At 70.7% G+C, this 15,244-nt stretch carries 15 protein-coding genes; 9 read left to right on the top strand and 6 right to left on the bottom strand.

Features of this window, described 5'->3' with window-relative positions:
• Window positions 1–54 precede the first annotated feature (54 nt).
• The 3 genes from ACIPFH_RS11470 to ACIPFH_RS11460 form a co-directional block, all read right to left on the bottom strand.
• A complete protein-coding gene (locus tag ACIPFH_RS11470) occupies window positions 55–675 on the bottom strand; it encodes a flavodoxin (RefSeq protein WP_401825221.1) in 621 nt (206 codons plus the stop codon).
• A gap of 92 nt (window positions 676–767) precedes the next feature.
• On the bottom strand, window positions 768–1,541 hold the full coding sequence (locus ACIPFH_RS11465) for an SDR family oxidoreductase (protein WP_401825219.1): 774 nt from the start codon (window positions 1,539–1,541) through the stop codon (window positions 768–770).
• A 138-nt stretch (window positions 1,542–1,679) separates the two neighbouring features.
• The gene (locus ACIPFH_RS11460; RefSeq protein WP_401825217.1) at window positions 1,680–2,531 is read right to left on the bottom strand and encodes an aldo/keto reductase; all 852 of its coding nucleotides are present in this window, start codon (window positions 2,529–2,531) and stop codon (window positions 1,680–1,682) included.
• A gap of 151 nt (window positions 2,532–2,682) precedes the next feature.
• Between ACIPFH_RS11460 and ACIPFH_RS11455 the strand changes: the two genes are divergently transcribed.
• Window positions 2,683–3,597, top strand: a complete 915-nt coding sequence (locus tag ACIPFH_RS11455; protein WP_401825216.1) for a helix-turn-helix transcriptional regulator — start codon at window positions 2,683–2,685, stop codon at window positions 3,595–3,597.
• Window positions 3,598–3,820: 223 nt separating this feature from the next.
• Window positions 3,821–4,669, top strand: coding sequence for an SDR family oxidoreductase (locus tag ACIPFH_RS11450; RefSeq protein ID WP_401825214.1), 849 nt, complete (start codon window positions 3,821–3,823; stop codon window positions 4,667–4,669).
• 227 nt (window positions 4,670–4,896) lie between these two features.
• On the opposite strand, the gene ACIPFH_RS11445 is transcribed toward ACIPFH_RS11450, so the two are convergent.
• Window positions 4,897–5,832: a helix-turn-helix transcriptional regulator gene (locus ACIPFH_RS11445; RefSeq protein WP_401825212.1), complete on the bottom strand. Its 936-nt coding sequence runs from the start codon at window positions 5,830–5,832 to the stop codon at window positions 4,897–4,899.
• Between the two features lie 123 nt (window positions 5,833–5,955).
• Between ACIPFH_RS11445 and ACIPFH_RS11440 the strand changes: the two genes are divergently transcribed.
• The gene (locus ACIPFH_RS11440) at window positions 5,956–6,135 is read left to right on the top strand and encodes a hypothetical protein (protein ID WP_401825210.1); all 180 of its coding nucleotides are present in this window, start codon (window positions 5,956–5,958) and stop codon (window positions 6,133–6,135) included.
• Window positions 6,136–6,293: 158 nt separating this feature from the next.
• Window positions 6,294–7,328 (top strand): zinc-binding dehydrogenase, encoded by a 1,035-nt coding sequence (locus tag ACIPFH_RS11435; protein WP_401825209.1) that lies wholly within the window; start codon window positions 6,294–6,296, stop codon window positions 7,326–7,328.
• Between the two features lie 25 nt (window positions 7,329–7,353).
• Here the strand turns inward: ACIPFH_RS11435 and ACIPFH_RS11430 are convergent, their stop codons facing one another.
• A complete protein-coding gene (locus ACIPFH_RS11430; RefSeq protein ID WP_401825207.1) occupies window positions 7,354–8,253 on the bottom strand; it encodes a helix-turn-helix transcriptional regulator in 900 nt (299 codons plus the stop codon).
• A 187-nt stretch (window positions 8,254–8,440) separates the two neighbouring features.
• Between ACIPFH_RS11430 and ACIPFH_RS11425 the strand changes: the two genes are divergently transcribed.
• Genes ACIPFH_RS11425 through ACIPFH_RS11405 form a run of 5 tightly spaced genes read left to right on the top strand, consistent with a single transcriptional unit; the run spans window position 8,441 to window position 12,383 of the window.
• The gene (locus tag ACIPFH_RS11425; RefSeq protein WP_401825205.1) at window positions 8,441–9,847 is read left to right on the top strand and encodes an MFS transporter; all 1,407 of its coding nucleotides are present in this window, start codon (window positions 8,441–8,443) and stop codon (window positions 9,845–9,847) included.
• Window positions 9,844–10,227, top strand: a complete 384-nt coding sequence (locus ACIPFH_RS11420) for a DUF2255 family protein (RefSeq protein ID WP_401825204.1) — start codon at window positions 9,844–9,846, stop codon at window positions 10,225–10,227. Before ACIPFH_RS11425 ends, ACIPFH_RS11420 begins: the two co-directional genes overlap by 4 nt.
• Before the next feature lie 19 nt (window positions 10,228–10,246).
• Window positions 10,247–10,387 (top strand): hypothetical protein, encoded by a 141-nt coding sequence (locus ACIPFH_RS11415; protein WP_401825202.1) that lies wholly within the window; start codon window positions 10,247–10,249, stop codon window positions 10,385–10,387.
• Window positions 10,384–11,976 carry a Na+/H+ antiporter gene (locus tag ACIPFH_RS11410; protein WP_401825200.1) on the top strand — a complete coding sequence of 531 codons (1,593 nt, stop codon included), beginning with the start codon at window positions 10,384–10,386 and terminating at the stop codon, window positions 11,974–11,976. Before ACIPFH_RS11415 ends, ACIPFH_RS11410 begins: the two co-directional genes overlap by 4 nt.
• Before the next feature lie 23 nt (window positions 11,977–11,999).
• Window positions 12,000–12,383 (top strand): nuclear transport factor 2 family protein, encoded by a 384-nt coding sequence (locus ACIPFH_RS11405; protein WP_401825198.1) that lies wholly within the window; start codon window positions 12,000–12,002, stop codon window positions 12,381–12,383.
• Window positions 12,384–12,648: 265 nt separating this feature from the next.
• Here the strand turns inward: ACIPFH_RS11405 and ACIPFH_RS11400 are convergent, their stop codons facing one another.
• Window positions 12,649–15,204, bottom strand: coding sequence for a CBM35 domain-containing protein (locus ACIPFH_RS11400; protein WP_401825196.1), 2,556 nt, complete (start codon window positions 15,202–15,204; stop codon window positions 12,649–12,651).
• Window positions 15,205–15,244: the final 40 nt, after the last annotated feature.

Raw genomic sequence — 15,244 nt, 5'->3', positions numbered from 1 at the left:
CCCGCTTCTGTCCGTCTCTTGGACATCATCGAGCCGGACTGTTCGCCAGCGGGGTCAGTCCTGGAGGATGCCGATGCGCCGCAGCCACGACCGGACCTCGGTGTCTGCTTCGCGGACTTCCTCGCCGTGCACCGCGAGCCCTTCCCCGATGGCCGCGCCCGGGCAGGATGCCGCGTAGTCGCGCTCGGTGGTACCCAGTCCGCTCATCGCATGTGTCGTGACCGGATGGACCGTCCGGCCGCGGAAGTCGTACCTCTCGGTGAAGGTCGACATGATCATGGGTGCTCGGACGTTCCAGATCGGGCTGCCCAGTAGCACCACGTCGTAACGGTCGATCCCGGACAGGCGGTTGGCGATGGCCGGCCGGGCATCGGCGTCCTGTTCGCGGACGTTGCGGGCGACCGTAGCGTCGTAGTCGTCGGAGTAGGGGTCGACGGCTTCGATGCGGTGCACGTCGCACTCGATGAGCTCGCTGATCGTTTGGGCGAGGACCTCGGTGTTTCCGGTCTGGAGGTCGGTACGTCCGCCGTAGTGGTAGTTCTCGCCCGGCCGGGAGAAGTAGGCCAGCAGGACCCGCTTGTCGGACCCGGTGGCCGGGGAGGGGCGCTCACCGGACTCCGGCGCCGCCCCGCTCGACTGCGACGGGGAACAGCCGCTGATCTGGACACCGGTCATGACGGTGGCTCCTCCCAGAAGTACGCCGCGAAGGAGCGTGCGTCGCCCCAGCGCGGAGGGTTTGCCTTTTCCCGCGTCGAGTCCGCCCGCTGTCATCCGCTGGTTCCGCGAAGAGAACGGACGGCATCGAGATCCGCACGCACTGCCTGCGGCTCGGCTTCGACGGGAAGGTCGGACGGGTCCAACACGCCGTCCACCGAGCCGGATCCATCGGCCTTCAGGGTGCCGAAGAGCTCCGCCCAGTCGGACTGCTCCTCCCCCTCGACGGCGATCAGCTCGAACGTCTTGTCCAGCGCGGTGTTCGTCAGCAGGCTCCGGATGAGCGTCTCGGCGATCTGGTCACGGGCGATCCCGCCGTCGGCCGTACCGCCCTGCTCCAGGACGAGCCGCCGCTGGGCGGGGCCGGCATGGTCGAACCAGCCGGGCCGGACGATCGTGCAGGGCAGGCCGCTGGCCCGCAGGAGGCGCTCGGAGCGCCGCTTCCACGGAGTGGCGCCGGGGATGTCACTGCGCGTCGCGTAGACGGACGTCATCAGCGACACGCGCGGGCGGGCGCCGTCGAGGGCCTGCAGGATGTTGCGCACACCGCCGTAGTCGACACGGCGGCGGGCGTCGGGGTCGCTGCCGGAGCCGTGGGTGAGGACGATGGCATCGGCTCCGCCGACCGCACTCCGCAGGGAGGCGGGATCCTCGAGGTCGCCCCGCACGAGTTCGACGCCGGGGAGCAGTGCTTCGCCTCGCCGTAGGTCGCGTACCAGTGCCCGCGGGCGCAGACCATGCCGTTGTGCGGCCTCCACCGCGAGCCGTCCGATACTGCCGGTCGCGCCGACCATGAGTACATCGGCGATGTTCTGCTTCTGGGACATGGTGAAGCCCTGCTCCATGAGGTGGGTGCCGTCGTGAGGACGTCGCGGAGGTGTCCCTCCCGGGCGCGCGCCTCGGTCCGTAGCGGCAAAGGACCCGCGCGATTTCGTTCTGGTGCGGTGTCCCTGCCGTCCGCCGGCTCAGCCGTCCAGCCGCCGTGCGCTGAGCCAGCTGACCATCGCCGGGTCGTGATGGTCGAAGAACAGCGTCGCCCCGGTGTCCAGCGTGGCGATGGCCGCCATCTGGTCGTCGGTGAGCTCGAAGTCGAAGATGTCGAAGTTCTCCGCCATGCGCTCGGCACGGACCGACTTGGGGATCGCGACGACGCCGCGCTGGGTCAGCCAGCGCAGCACGACCTGCGCCACGGACTTGCCGTGCTTCGCGCCGATCTCGCTCAGGACGGGGTGAGTGAAGATGTCGTTCTTCCCCTCAGCGAACCCGCCCCACGACTGGATCTGGACCCCGTGCTCGCGCATGAGCTCCTGGTCGGCCGTGCGCTGGAAGAACGGATGGGTCTCGATCTGGTTGACCGCCGGTGTGACCTCGTTGTTGAGGGCGAGGTCGAGAAGCCGGTCGGGGTAGAAGTTGGCGACGCCGATCGCCTTGACGCGGCCCTCGTGGTGGAGAGCCTCCATGGCGCGCCACTGGCCGTACACGTCGCCGTAGGGCTGGTGCATCAGGTAGAGGTCGAGGTGGTCCAGGCCCAGCTTGGTCAGCGACGTCTCGAAGGCGCGCTTGGTGTTCTCCTCGGCGGGCGCGTCCTGGATCCACAACTTGGTGGTGACGAACAGCTCATCGCGCGGGATGCCACTGCTCTTGATCGCACGGCCGACAGCCTCCTCGTTGCCGTAGGCGGCGGCCGTGTCGAGCAGCCGGTAGCCGGCGGCGAGGGCCTCGGTGACGGCCTGCTCGGTCTGCTCCGGCGGGATCTGATAGACGCCGAAACCGAGGATCGGCATCTCGACGCCGCTGTTGAGGGTGACGGTCTGCATGGGCGTTCCTTACGTTTCGTGGGTTCATTCGAGCATCCCGCCTTTCCGGCCCGGATGGCAGGTCGAGCTGTGCCGGGGAGCGGCGTTCGGGGTAATGACAGGGCCCCCCACGCGCCTGCCACGCAGGTCAACGCGGTGTGACACTGACGGAATGGCATCCGAGCAGAGCACAGACAGGGGTGGCGGAGAACTCGGCCGGTTCCTGCGCGCGCGGCGCACCGGGACGAGCCCCGGCCAGGTCGGCCTCACCGTGGGCACGAGCCCGCGCCGCACCCCCGGTCTGCGCCGCGAGGAACTGGCCACGCTCGCCGGTATCAGCATCGACTACTACGTCCGCCTGGAACGCGGCAAGGAGACCCGCCCCAGCCCCGCCGTGCTGGACGCGATCGCCCGCGCCCTGCACCTCGACGACGCCGAGCACCAGCACCTGCGCGAGCTCGCCACCCGAGCCGCGCGGTACGCCCCCGAGCCCCCGCCGCCGCCGAGCCGTGCCGTGCGCCCGCACCTGAAGCTGGTCCTGGAGACACTGCGGCCGAGCCCCGCCTACGTCATCAGCCGCAGCATGGACCTGCTGGCCTGGAACCCGGGCGGCCTCGCCCTGTTCGCGGGCCTCGCAGAGTGGCCCGCCACTCAGCGCAACATCGCCCGCTATCTCTTCCTCCACCCCACCGCGCGCACGCTCTTCCCCGACTGGGCCCACCAGGTCCGCGGCTGTGTCGCCCGGCTGCGCGCCCAGTCAGGCATCGACCCCGACGCCCCCGACCTCACCCGCCTGGTGGGCGAACTCCTGCTCAAGAGCCCCGACTTCGCCAAGCTGTGGGAGCGCTACGACGTCGTCGGCCGTAAGAAGATCCAGAAGACCTTCCACCACCCCGAGGTCGGCGTCCTCACCCTCAGCGGCGAGAGCATGCACCTCGAAGGCACCCCCGGCCAGCGCCTCGGCGTCTACACCGCCGAACCCGGCACCCCCGACCACGACGCCATGCTCCTCCTCGACCTGGCCGCACCCCGGCCCGTCGCGCATCCGGACATGACGTCCGAAGAGCAGCGGCGCACACGATCCTGACGATCAGGGTGCGGACGGTGCCCTGCCGCGATGAGCCGATGGGTCTGGGCAACCCGCGCGGGGGACGTCGAACCGGGCTCGGCCGACCCGGCCGAGCCCGACGAGCCGCTCACTCTTACGAGGGCTACGCCGACGCTACGCCGCCAACGGGCAGCCGACCGGTTGGTCGGTCGCGTCCCGGCCGCCCGGTCACCCGAGAACATGGAATGAAGGAGTCTGAAACATGAGCGACGAAAACAGGGCCGTCAAGGAAATCGTCGTCGTCATCGGCCCCGGCAGCATCGGCCTGGCCATCGCCCGCCGGGTCGGCACCGGGCGCACCCTGCTGCTGGCCGCACACGACGAGAAGGCCTCGCAGGCCGCAGCCGAGCAGTTGCGCGGCGAGGGCTACGAGGTGGCCGTCCAGACCACGGACATCTCCGATCTCGCCCAGGTCGAGGCGCTGGCCGCCGCGGCCGCGGAGATGGGCGCGGTCACCCAGGTGATCCAGGCCGCCGGCGTCTCACCCACCCAGGCGACCATCGAGCGGCTGCTGCACGTCGATCTGCTCGGCACGGCGTACGTCCTGGACGCCTTCGCCCGCGTGATCGCGCCCGGCGGGGCGGGCATCGTGGTCGCCAGCATGGCCGGGCACCGGGAGAGCCCCTACACGCGCGAGATCGAGCAGGCGCTCGCGACCACCGAGACCTCGCAGCTGCTCGCGCTGCCGTTTCTGCAGCCCGACCGGATCGGCTCATCCGTCCACGCGTACGCCATGTCCAAGCGGGCCAACTCACTGCGCGTGCAGACCGCAGCCGCCGCGTGGGGCAAGCGCGGGGCCCGCGTCAACGCCGTCAGCCCCGGCGTGATCATCACGCCGCTGGCCCTCGACGAGCTCTCCGGACCGCGCCGCGAGTGGTTCGAGACGGTGCGCGAGGTTTCGGCCGCCAAGCGCTTCGGCACCTCCGAGGAGGTCGCCGCGGCTGCCGCCTTTCTGCTCGGCCGGGACGCCGGCTTCATCACCGGAGCCGACCTCCTGATGGACGGCGGCGTGACCGCGGCGCTGCGCGCCGGTGAGCTGACCACGCCGTGACGAGCCGAGAGCCGCGGCCGTGAATCGGTCCGGGTCCGGGCCCGCAGTCCGGACCCGGACGGACGGCTGTTCCTCGCCGCTGACACGCCGGGCCCCGCGGACTGCGCACGCCTGCCCGCGCGACAGCGGCACACCGCCCCGTCCGCCGTCCTCGGGGCCGCCCGGCTCGACCCCCGTGACCTCTGACAGGACGGCGGATCGGTCGAAGTCCGAGGGAAGGGGGAAGGTCAGGACAGGGGGGAGGTGGGATCGTCCTCCACAGCCGCCGACCGGTCCTCGTGTGCCGGCGTCTTCTTCGCGGGCTGCTCCTGCCCGAGCAGGTCGAGCAGGACCATCGCGTCGTGATCGGCGGTGCCGGGCTCGGCGTGGTACGTCACCATGCGGTGGCCGGGGGTGCCTTCCAGTTCCATGGACTGGAAGCCGAGGGTGAGATCGCCGACGTCGGGGTGGTGGAAGGTCTTGCGGCCGTAGGAGTGGCCCTTGACGTCGTAGCGCTCCCACAGGCGGGCGAACTCCGGGCTCTTCAGCAGCAGCTCACCGGCGAGCCGGGTGAGGTCGGGAGCGTCGGGGTCGGTGCCGGCCAGGGCGCGCAGCCGGGCCACGCAGCCGCGGGCCTGGGCCTTCCAGTCGTGGAACAGCTCACGCGAGGCGGGGTGGAGGAAGAGGTACCGGGCGATGTTCCTCTCCCTGGCCGGCCAGTCCTGGATGCCGGCGAGGAGCCGCAGTCCGCCTGGATTGGCGGCGAGCAGATCGTTGGTACGGCTGACGACGTGCGCGGGTTGGGGGCGCAGACTCTCCAGCAGGAGCTTCACGCCGGGCCGGACGGTGCGGCTGGGCGCGGCGGGAGGCTCGGGCGCCCGGCGCGCCGCGCGGGTGGCCAGGCTGCGCAGGTGTTCGTGCTCGTCGTCCTCCAGCAGAAGGGCGCGGGCCAGGGAATCGACCACGGACGTGCCGGGCCGGGTCTCCTTGCCGCGCTCCAGGCGGACGTAGTAGTCGATGCTGATCCCGGCCAGGGTGGCCAGTTCCTCGCGGCGCAGCCCGGGCGTGCGGCGCAGGCCGGAACCGGCCGTCAGGCCGACCTCCTCCGGCCTCACCCGGGCCCGGCGGGCGCGCAGGAAGCGGCCCAGCTCGGTGCCCACGCCGTTGTGCTGCTCGCTGTTCATGTCTTCCAGTCTGCGGGCCGCGCGACCGCTGCGGCATATGCGTGGGGGGCCCTGTCACACCCCGGAATGCCGCTCCCCGGCACAGCCCGCCCTGCCACGCGGCGTGGGATGGGGCAAGGGTCGATGGCATCGGAGACTTCCGTTCGGCGACCTCCGGGAGCGCCCGGCCCCGGCAAGGACGAGCCGGTCGAGGTCATCACCTACCAGGCGCTCGCCGGGCGACCCAAGGAGGCGCACCCCGGCGACACGATCCACACGCCGCCGGGCGAGGAGCACTGGGTGCGACCCCCGACCACTTCATGACCCACCTCGCCATGTGGGAGGGCGCGGGCGACGGCAGCCCGGAGACGACCTGGCTGGAGAAGGTCGACGACACCGACTACGACGCGCCGAGCAGCAGCACCCGCTGAACGGCGGACCCACGGTTCTGATCAGCACCATCGCACGTAGGGAGAAGGCTCATGCGAGCAACAGTGATGTACGGCGCCGGCGATGTCCGCGTCGAGAACGTACCCGACCCCAAGATCCAGAACTCCACGGACGCCGTCGTACGCGTCGTGCGTTCCTGCGTCTGCGGGAGCGACCTGTGGCCGTACGGCTCCATGCCGGCCTCGGAGCAGGGCCGCCGCATGGGCCACGAATTCCTCGGTGTGGTCGAGGACGTCGGCTCGGACGTGTCCGGCCTGAAGAGCGGTGATCTGGTGGTCGCGCCCTTCGTCTGGGCGGACAACACCTGCGACTTCTGTACCGAAGGCCTGCAGACCTCCTGCCGTCACGGCGGGCAGTGGGGCGCGAACGGAGTGGACGCCGGCCAAGGAGAGGCCGTGCGGGTCCCGCAGGCGCAGGGCACGCTGGTGAAGCTGCCGGTCGCCGAGGACTCGGCCCTGCTGCCGTCCTTGCTGACCCTGTCCGACGTGTACTGCACCGGCCACCACGGAGTCGTCACTTCCCGGGTCGCCCCCGGCAGGTCCGTCACCGTGATCGGCGACGGCGCCGTCGGGCTGTGCGCGGTGCTGGCCGCCAAGCGGCTCGGCGCCGAGCAGATCATCCTCATGGGCCGGCACACGGACCGTACCGACCTGGGCCGCGATTTCGGCGCCACCGACGTCGTACCCGAGCGCGGCGAGGAAGGCATCGAGCGCGTAAGGGAGTTGACCGGCGGCGACGGCACGCACGCGGTGGTGGAGGCCGTCGGCGCCACGCAGGCCATGGACACGGCGCTTAACATCGTCCGCCACGGTGGTGTGATCAGCCGGCTCGGTGTCGCGCAGTACACCGAGATCCCGCTCGGCTTCGAATCGATGATGGGCAACATCACGGTCACCGGCGGTGCTGCCCCGGCCCGCGCCTACATCGAGGAACTGCTGCCCGACATCCTCGACGGAACGGTCGATCCCGGCCGGGTCTTCGATCACACCGTCGGCTTCGACGGCACACCGGACGGCTACCGTGCCATGGCCGACCGGACCGCTCTGAAGGTCCTGATCCGGCCCTGACCCGGTCGAGAGCCCGCGCCGGCCGTCAGTTCCGCTTCTCTTCGGCGGGTGTCACGTTCGCCCCGGTGGCGACCATGTCCAGCAGGACCATCCTGTCGTGGTCGGTGGTGCCGGGATCGGCATAGTGGGCGACCAGCCGGTGGCCGGGGAAGCCCTCCAACTGCATGGACTGGTAGGCGAGCGTGAGGGTGCCGACGTCCGGGAGGTGGAAGGTCTTACTGCCGTGGGTGTGCGCCCGTACGTCGTAACGGTCCCAGAGCTGTACGAACTCCGGGCTCTCGGCGAGTAGTTCGTCTACGAGCCCGACGAGGTCGGGGGCATCGGGGTCGGTGCCGGCCAGGGCGCGCAGACGCCCCACGCACGCACGGATCTGCTCGTCCCAGTGCTCGAACACCGTACGGGCGCCGGGATTGAGGAACACCCAGCGTGCGACGTTGCGCTTCTCGACCGGCCACTGCTCCATGCCCACGAACAGCCGTAGCCCGCCCGGGTTCCACGCGAGCAGGTCCATCGTGCGACTGACCACGACCGCGGGGTGGGGCCGCAGGCTCTCCAACAGCAGCTTGATCCCCGGTCCTACCGACGAGGTGGGCGCCGTCGGGGGCTCGGAGGCGGCGGGGCGGGCGGCGCACACGGCGAGGTCACGCAAGTGCTCGTGCGCGTGCTCGTCCAGCAGAAGCACACGGGCGAGCGCGTCGACGACGGACGGGCTGGGATGGGCCTCCTTGCCTCGCTCCAGCCGCGTGTAGTAGTCGATGCTCACCCCCGCGAGGGTGGCCAGTTCCTCACGGCGCAGCCCGGGCGTGCGCCGCAGGCCGGGGCCGGCCTTGAGACCGACCTGCTCGGGCGTCACCCGGGTGCGGTGGGCGCGCAGGAAGCGCCCCAGTTCGGTGCCGTCGCTGCCGTTGCGCTGCTCACGTGCCATGGGGCCAGTCTGTCAGGCCGGGCGATGATCCAGGTGCTGGTCCTGGGGGGCCCTGTCACACCCCCGAACAGTGCTCCCCGGCACAGCTCGGCCTGCCACGCGACGCGTCCGGCGCGCAGGCTGGACGACGGTTGAAGCACTCGTTCCGCACAGAGTCCATTTCGCTTCGTTCTCAGGAGAACCACCCGTGTCCAGTTCTGTCGCATCGGACAAGCCGTCGTCGTCGGCCGACACCGCCGCCGGGCGGCCCGGCACCGCGAACGGTGCCCGGTGGGCGCTGGCGGCCGCGCTGCTCGGCTTCTTCGTGATGACACTCGACGCCCTGATCGTCAACGTCGCGCTGCCCGAGATCGGGCGTGGCTTCGGCGGCGGTATGACGGGCCTGCAGTGGGTGGTGGACGGCTACACGCTGATGTTCGCCGCGCTGCTGCTGTCGGCCGGTTCCGTGACCGACCGGATCGGTGCGCGGCAGGCGTTCGGGGCGGGACTCGTGGTGTTCACCGTCGCCTCGGCGGCCTGCGGCTTCGCACCGAACCTGACTGTGCTGATCGTGGCGCGGCTGGTGCAGGGTGCGGGCGCCGCGGTGATCGTGCCCGCCTCGCTGGCGCTGATCCGCGAGGCGTTCCCCGACCCGGCCCGCAGGGCGCGGGCCATCTCCGTGTGGGCGATGGGCGGCTCGGTGGGCGCCGCGGCCGGACCGGTGCTGGGGGGAGTGCTCAGTGAGCTCAGCTGGCGGATGATCTTCTTCGTCAATCTGCCGGTGGGCGTACTGGCGCTGTTCCTGCTCGCCCGGACCGCCCGCTCGCCCCGCCAGGGCGACGCCCCGTTCGACTGGACCGGGCAGATCGCCGCGGTGGCGGCGATGGGCGGCCTGACGTACACGGCGATCGAGGCCGGCGCCGTGGGCCTGGGCGCGCCGCGCGTGCTGCTCGCCCTGGCGGTGGCCGTGGTCGCGGCGGTGGTCTTCGTGGTGGCCCAGGCACGCGGCCGGAACCCGATGGTGCCGCTGGAGCTGTTGCGCGCTCGGACGATGGCGCTCTCGGCGACCATCGGGTTCGCGCTCAACGTCGGCTTCTACGGCATGATCTTCCTGCTCGGCCTGTATCTCCAGCAGGAACAGGGCCTCTCGCCGATGGCCACCGGGCTGGCGTTCCTGCCGATGACGCTGCTGACCGCCGTCGTCAGCCCGACGGCCGCCCGGCTCGCCGCAAGGTTCGGGCCGCGGATGCCGATCGTCACCGGGCAGCTGCTGATGGCCGTGGGCCTGGTGGCGCTCTGCGTTCCGTCGGCGTCGGCGCCCGCCTGGCTGCTCGTGCTGCTGATGATCCCGGTAGGCACCGGTGGCGGCCTCGCCGTACCGGCGGTGACCTCGCTGCTCCTCGACCGGGTCCCCGCCCAGCGCGCCGGTACCGCGAGCGGCGTGCTCAACGCCTCCCGCCAGCTGGGCGGCGCCCTGTCGGTGGCCGTCTTCGGGGCCCTGGTCTCCCACCACGCGCAGTTCCTGCACGGTCTGCGCACCAGCCTCCTGATCGCCGCGCTGCTCGTGTCCCTGACCGCGGCGGCCTCTGTACTCGTCAAGGAGAAGTCCTCATGACCTCGACACCTGCCTGGACCGACCACGAGCTCGACAGCATCGAGCACGCGGAGGAACTGCAGATCGCGTCCCTGCGGCGCGGCGGCGAACTGGGCAGCCGACGGACGATCTGGGTGGTCCGGGTCGGCGACGGCATCTACGTCCGTTCCGTGAACGGCCCCGCCTCAGCCTGGTTCCGCGGCACCCGAGCCCGCCACGAGGGCCGTGTCGAGGCCGGAGGGGTCGAGAGGGACGTGACGTTCGAGGACGTCGACGGCGAGATCAACGACGCGGTCGACGCCGCCTACCGCACCAAGTACGGCCGCTACTCGGCCAACACCATCCAGCGCATCACGAGCTCCACCGCGGGCTCGACGACCATGCGGCTCCTGCCGCGCTGACCGCCGCGGGAGAAGGCCGATGTCCACTGCCGACGCCCACGCCGACACGTCGTCCGGCGAGCCCCTCGACCCGACCATGCCCGAGCGCCGTGATCCCAGTCCCCACGATGCCGCGAAGTCGGGCATCCGGCTCCTGACCCGGCGGGGAGCCATGCCGTGATCGGTCTCGAACTCGTCGTGATCCTCGGCGTGGCGGTGCTCCTGGGCAACGCCGCCGGTGACCGCTACCGGATCGCACCGCCCGTCGTACTGCTGGTCTTCGGCGCGCTGCTCGGCTTCGTGCCCGCGCTGCGCGAGGTGGAGCTTCCGCCGGAGGCGGTCCTGCTCATCTTCCTGCCGGTGCTGCTGTACTGGGAGAGCCTGACCACCTCCCTGCGGGAGATCCGGCGGGATCTGCGCGGCATCATCCTGATGAGCACCGTGCTGGTCATCGGCACCGCCGGAGCCGTGGCGGCCGTGGCACACGAACTGGGTCTGGCCTGGGGGCCGGCATGGGTGCTGGGCGCGGCCGTGGCCCCCACCGACGCGACCGCCGTCGGCGTGCTCGCCAAGGCACTGCCCCGCCGCAACATCACCCTGCTGCGTGCGGAGAGCCTCATCAACGACGGCACCGCGCTGGTGGTCTTCGGGCTGGCCGTCGGTATCACGGTCGGCGAGGAGCACTTCACCGTGCCCCACGTCACCGCACTGTTCGCCGTCTCCTACGTCGGCGGGGCCGCGGCCGGAGCCTTGACGGCGTGGCTGGTGATCAGGGCGCGGCGGGTCTTCGACGACCCGCTGCTCGGCAACGTGGCCATGATCCTCACCCCCTTCACCGCCTATCTTCTCGCCGAGCTGATCCACGCCTCCGGCGTCCTTTCGGCCGTGGTCGCGGGGCTGATCATGAGCCAGGCCGGGCCGCGCGTGGCAGGGGCGGCGATGCGACGCCAGGCGGAGGAGGCCTGGTCGCTGGCCACCTTCGTGCTCAACGGCTCCCTGTTCGTCCTCGTCGGCCTGCAGGCACAGGCCGCCGTACGCGAACTGCACGGCAGTGACCTCACCCATGCCCTCGTCGCCGTCGCGGCCGTATCGGCCGTGGTCGTCGCCGCGCGCTTCGCCTTCAACTTCACCGTTCCGTACCTGATCCGTCTGCTGGACCGCCGTCCGCAGCAGCGGCTGCGCCGGATGAACTACCGCGCCCGCGTGGTCACTTCGATCGCGGGCTTCCGGGGTGCGGTGTCGCTGGCGGTGGCCCTGTCGGTGCCGACGGCACTCGACTCGGGCGCGCCCTTCCCGGACCGGGACACGATCGTCTTCGTCACCTCCGGGGTCATCGTCACCACGCTGGTCGTGCAGGGACTGCTGCTGCCGGCCGTGGTGCGCTGGGCCCGGCTGCCGCGCGACACCTCGGTGGAGGAGGAACGCTTCCTCGCCGAGACGACCGCCACCGAGGAAGCCCTCAAGGCCCTCCCCACACTCGCCGACGACCTGGACACCGACCCGGCGGTCGCCGAACGCATGCGCCAGGAGTTCGAGACCCACCTGCTCGTCGTCCGCGCCGGCGGCGGCGAGACGGCCACCGACGACGAGGACGTCCTGCGCCACCACCGGCACTACACCGCCCTGCGTCTGGCTCTCCTCGCCCACAAACGCGCCACGGTGCTCCGCCTCCGCGACGACCACCAGATCGACGACACCGTGCTGCGCCATGTCCAGCGCCATCTCGACATCGAGGAAGTGCGGCTGTCCCGAGGCCAAGCCGCCGAATGACCCCCACCAGGCCAGGAGCCCCCATGAACGCATCCCCGGACGCGAACGCCCGTGAAGAGGTCCTGGCGGCCTACCGTGCCCACCTGCGGGCGATGACCGACGGCGACACCGACGCCCTGGACGACCTGCTCGACGACGGCTTCACCCTCACTCACATCACCGGGTACCAACAGCCCAAGACCGAGTGGCTGTCCCAGATGCGAGCCGGCCAGTTCGTCTATCACGGCGTGATCGAGAAGAACGTCGCCGTCGACGTGGAGGGCGACACGGCCCGCCTCGTCGGCCGCGTCGTCACCGAGGCGACGGTCTACGGCACACACGCCGACTGGCCGCTGCGATTCACCATGGACTACGCCCGCGAAGGCGAGACGTGGACCGCGCTGCGCTCCGTGGCGACAACCTGGTGACACAAGGGCGGCGGGCTCGCAGCGGACACCGGTTGTCACAGGACGGGCGTGGAAGTGGGGTTGCGTAGTAGGCGTCGGGGCCGTGGTCGCGGGTGTAGTGGCGTTGCGGGAGGTGTGGGGGCGGCGGGGCCGCCGGTGACAGGGCCATGGTGTGGAGGGCGATGTCGGCCGAGGTCCTCGAAGTTGGCGGGATGGGGCGGAGCTTGTGGAAGTGGGGGCCGAGCGAGGCCGGCGTCGTTGCCGGGCCCCGCTCGGAGCCGGGCGGTCAGCCGGTGACCGGCGCGACGGTGATGCGGTCGATGTTGGGTGCGTAGGCGTCGGCGTTGGCGAAGGTGATCGTGTTGGCGCCCGCGCTGAGGGTGACCGGGACGGGCAGGTCCCAGTAGCTCGACCAGCTGTAGTTGTTGCGGAACATGACCGTCTGGGCGGTGCCGTTGACGCTGATCCGGGCCGCGCGGGAGACGACGTTGGTGTTGTAGTTCCCGGAGCCGGAGACCTGGTTGTTGGCGTAACGGACGGCCATGACGTACCGCCCGGCCTCGGGGGCGTCGACCTTGACGGTGAGAGTGTTGCCCGAGCCGTTGCCGACGTAGCCGACGTACTTGCCGCCGGATGCCCAGGTGTCCGAGGCGACGACGGCGGTTCCGGCGCGGGTGCCGTCCTCGGCCTCGTAGGCGGTGACGCCCGAGGTGTCCCCGGCGGCGGCGACGCGCAGGTCGCTCAGGTCCAGATTGGACCCGGACGTGGCGGCGGTGACGCGGTTGTTGCCCGCGGACAGGTACAGCCGTGTGCTCCGGTCGGCGAGATCGCCGCTCGTGGACGGCAGAGCGACGGCGGTGCCGTTCAGGGTAAGGGTGGCGCCTCCCTTGGAGGAGTAGTCCGTGTGGACGGTGTGGTAACCGTCGGTCGGCGCATAGACGTCGAAGGTGGCCGAGTCGCCCGTCTTCAGGTGCAGAGCGCCCGCGCCCGTGATGCCGGAGTCGGTGTAGTGGTAGGAGGGCTTTCCGGTGATGTCGGCGTAGGTGGCCGGGTAGACGGTCTCCGAGGCGGAGGCCTTGGTGAGGTCGATCTTGTCGAGGGTGACCTCGTTGGTCCCCTTGGCCAGGGTCAGGGTGTGCTTGCCCGCTGACAGGGACACCGAGGCGCCGGCGATGGAACGGTAGGTCCAGTTCAGGGTCGGCGTGTAGGTGATCGTCTGTGCCGAACCGCCGTCGACGGTGAGGGTCTGGGTCGCCGGTCCGCCGGACTGGTTGCCGTAGAACACGTCGAGGTCGTACGTGCCCGTGCTGGGGACGTCGACGGTGAAGGCGGCCCTGCTGTCGGCCTTGTTCAGGCTGCCGACATCCTTCGTGCCCGAGGTGGCGTAGCCGTAGGGGTTGGACACCGTGCCCTGGGTGTAGACCGTGCCGCTGGTCAGGGCGGCGTCCTCCGCCTCGTACGTCGCGGACCAGGGGACGTCGGCCGCGGTGGGAGAGCCGGTGCCGGCCGGGTTGACGGTGATGCGGTAGGCCGCCATCGGGTCGAGGCCGGTCAGCGGCACGGTGACGCTGCCGTCCGCGCCGACGGCGTAGGTCGTGCGGGCCAGCACCGTCGGTGCGGGGGCCGCTCCCTCGTAACCGCTCCAGGCGGTGCGCTCCACGGAGACGTTGACCTTGGTGCCGAAGGAGGCCGGTATGTGCTGGATGACGGTGTCGGCCGAGCCGGAGGTTCCGCCGCCGAGGAGCACCTGGGCCTGCTTGGCATGGGCGTCCAGCGATGCGATGCCCTGAAGTGTGTCGATGACGTTCGACTGCGGCGGGGTCACCTTGACGGTCTTGTCGGTCAGGCCCGCGTACCAGCGCAGCAGCCACCAGTCGCCGTTGGGGATGTTCGTCTGGCTGACGTTGCCGTCCAGGTTCCCCGCGACGTCCCAGTAGGCTTGGTCGGCATAGACCTTGTTCCGTTCGAACATGGACATCCACTGGACCATCTGGCCGGGCACCGAGAGGTCGCGGCGGTTGCCGTACTCGTTGATGTTGACCGGCCGGGGGCTGATGCCGATCTTGCGCTCGATGGCCCGGTAGGCGCTGAGGGTGCCCTCGAAGTGGGACAGCGACCCCGGGTCCAGCTCGTGCCAGGTGGTCATGTCCGGCAGGACGTTGTTGGCCTTCGCCCACGGGTAGAAGTCGCCCATGAGGCGGGTGTCGTAGTGCGTCTCGTTGGGACCGGCGATCCTGGCGTCCGGGATGATCGACCGGATCTTCTTGTAGACGGTGGTCCAGTCGCTCTCGAAACTGCTCAGCGCGTTCGTGTACGTGGTCGGGTTGGAACTGCCCAGACCGGTGTACCAGTTGCCGTCCGGCTCGTTGAACGGCACCCACACGAACGTGTCCGCGTCGGGCCGGGCGGCGACCTTGCGGACCATCGTGTCGACCTTGGCCAGGTAGTCGCTCAGACCGAGGTTCTCGTAGGGCCAGTTGACGTAGATGTCCTGCATGTAGATCAGGTTGTCGCCGCCACCGCCCCGGGCGAACTGCGGCTGGACGACCAGCGCGTCACCGTTGGGGTGCTGCGCGCCGTCGGGCGCCTTCGTCGCGATCGAGGTCATGTGCAGGGGGGTGGTGATGCTGTCGCCGGGTACGCCGTCGTCGCTGAGTCCGTACAGGGCTCCGTTGGCGCCGTGCATGACCGCGCCGGTGGTCTGGGCGAGGTCGACGGTCAGCTGCGGCGTGGCGGCCTGCGCGGCGGGGATGGTCAACGCCGTGCTCACGAGGGCGGCGGTGACGGCGCCCGCGCCCACGAGGCCGCGGAAGCGTCCGGATCTGCGATGTGTTCGAGGCATGACTGTCCTTTGACTCCCGCACCGTTGCGGGGGCTCGCGG

The organism is Streptomyces sp. NPDC088157 (assembly GCF_044741545.1).
Lineage (GTDB): Bacteria > Actinomycetota > Actinomycetes > Streptomycetales > Streptomycetaceae > Streptomyces.
The sequence above is the reverse complement of the archived record's forward strand: the minus strand, read 5'-3'. Positions and strand labels throughout refer to the sequence as shown.

Bases quoted from the DNA above. Each gene is read 5' to 3' on its own strand.
- ACIPFH_RS11435 (WP_401825209.1), top strand. From the start codon at position 6,294: ATGCGAGCAACAGTGATGTACGGCGCCGGCGATGTCCGCGTCGAGAAC.
- ACIPFH_RS11405 (WP_401825198.1), top strand. From the start codon at position 12,000: ATGAACGCATCCCCGGACGCGAACGCCCGTGAAGAGGTCCTGGCGGCC.
- ACIPFH_RS11460 (WP_401825217.1), bottom strand. From the start codon at position 2,531: ATGCAGACCGTCACCCTCAACAGCGGCGTCGAGATGCCGATCCTCGGT.
- ACIPFH_RS11430 (WP_401825207.1), bottom strand. From the start codon at position 8,253: ATGGCACGTGAGCAGCGCAACGGCAGCGACGGCACCGAACTGGGGCGC.
- ACIPFH_RS11470 (WP_401825221.1), bottom strand. From the start codon at position 675: ATGACCGGTGTCCAGATCAGCGGCTGTTCCCCGTCGCAGTCGAGCGGG.
- ACIPFH_RS11420 (WP_401825204.1), top strand. From the start codon at position 9,844: ATGACCTCGACACCTGCCTGGACCGACCACGAGCTCGACAGCATCGAG.
- ACIPFH_RS11445 (WP_401825212.1), bottom strand. From the start codon at position 5,832: ATGAACAGCGAGCAGCACAACGGCGTGGGCACCGAGCTGGGCCGCTTC.
- ACIPFH_RS11450 (WP_401825214.1), top strand. From the start codon at position 3,821: ATGAGCGACGAAAACAGGGCCGTCAAGGAAATCGTCGTCGTCATCGGC.
- ACIPFH_RS11400 (WP_401825196.1), bottom strand. From the start codon at position 15,204: ATGCCTCGAACACATCGCAGATCCGGACGCTTCCGCGGCCTCGTGGGC.
- ACIPFH_RS11465 (WP_401825219.1), bottom strand. From the start codon at position 1,541: ATGTCCCAGAAGCAGAACATCGCCGATGTACTCATGGTCGGCGCGACC.
- ACIPFH_RS11415 (WP_401825202.1), top strand. From the start codon at position 10,247: ATGTCCACTGCCGACGCCCACGCCGACACGTCGTCCGGCGAGCCCCTC.
- ACIPFH_RS11455 (WP_401825216.1), top strand. From the start codon at position 2,683: ATGGCATCCGAGCAGAGCACAGACAGGGGTGGCGGAGAACTCGGCCGG.
- ACIPFH_RS11440 (WP_401825210.1), top strand. From the start codon at position 5,956: ATGGCATCGGAGACTTCCGTTCGGCGACCTCCGGGAGCGCCCGGCCCC.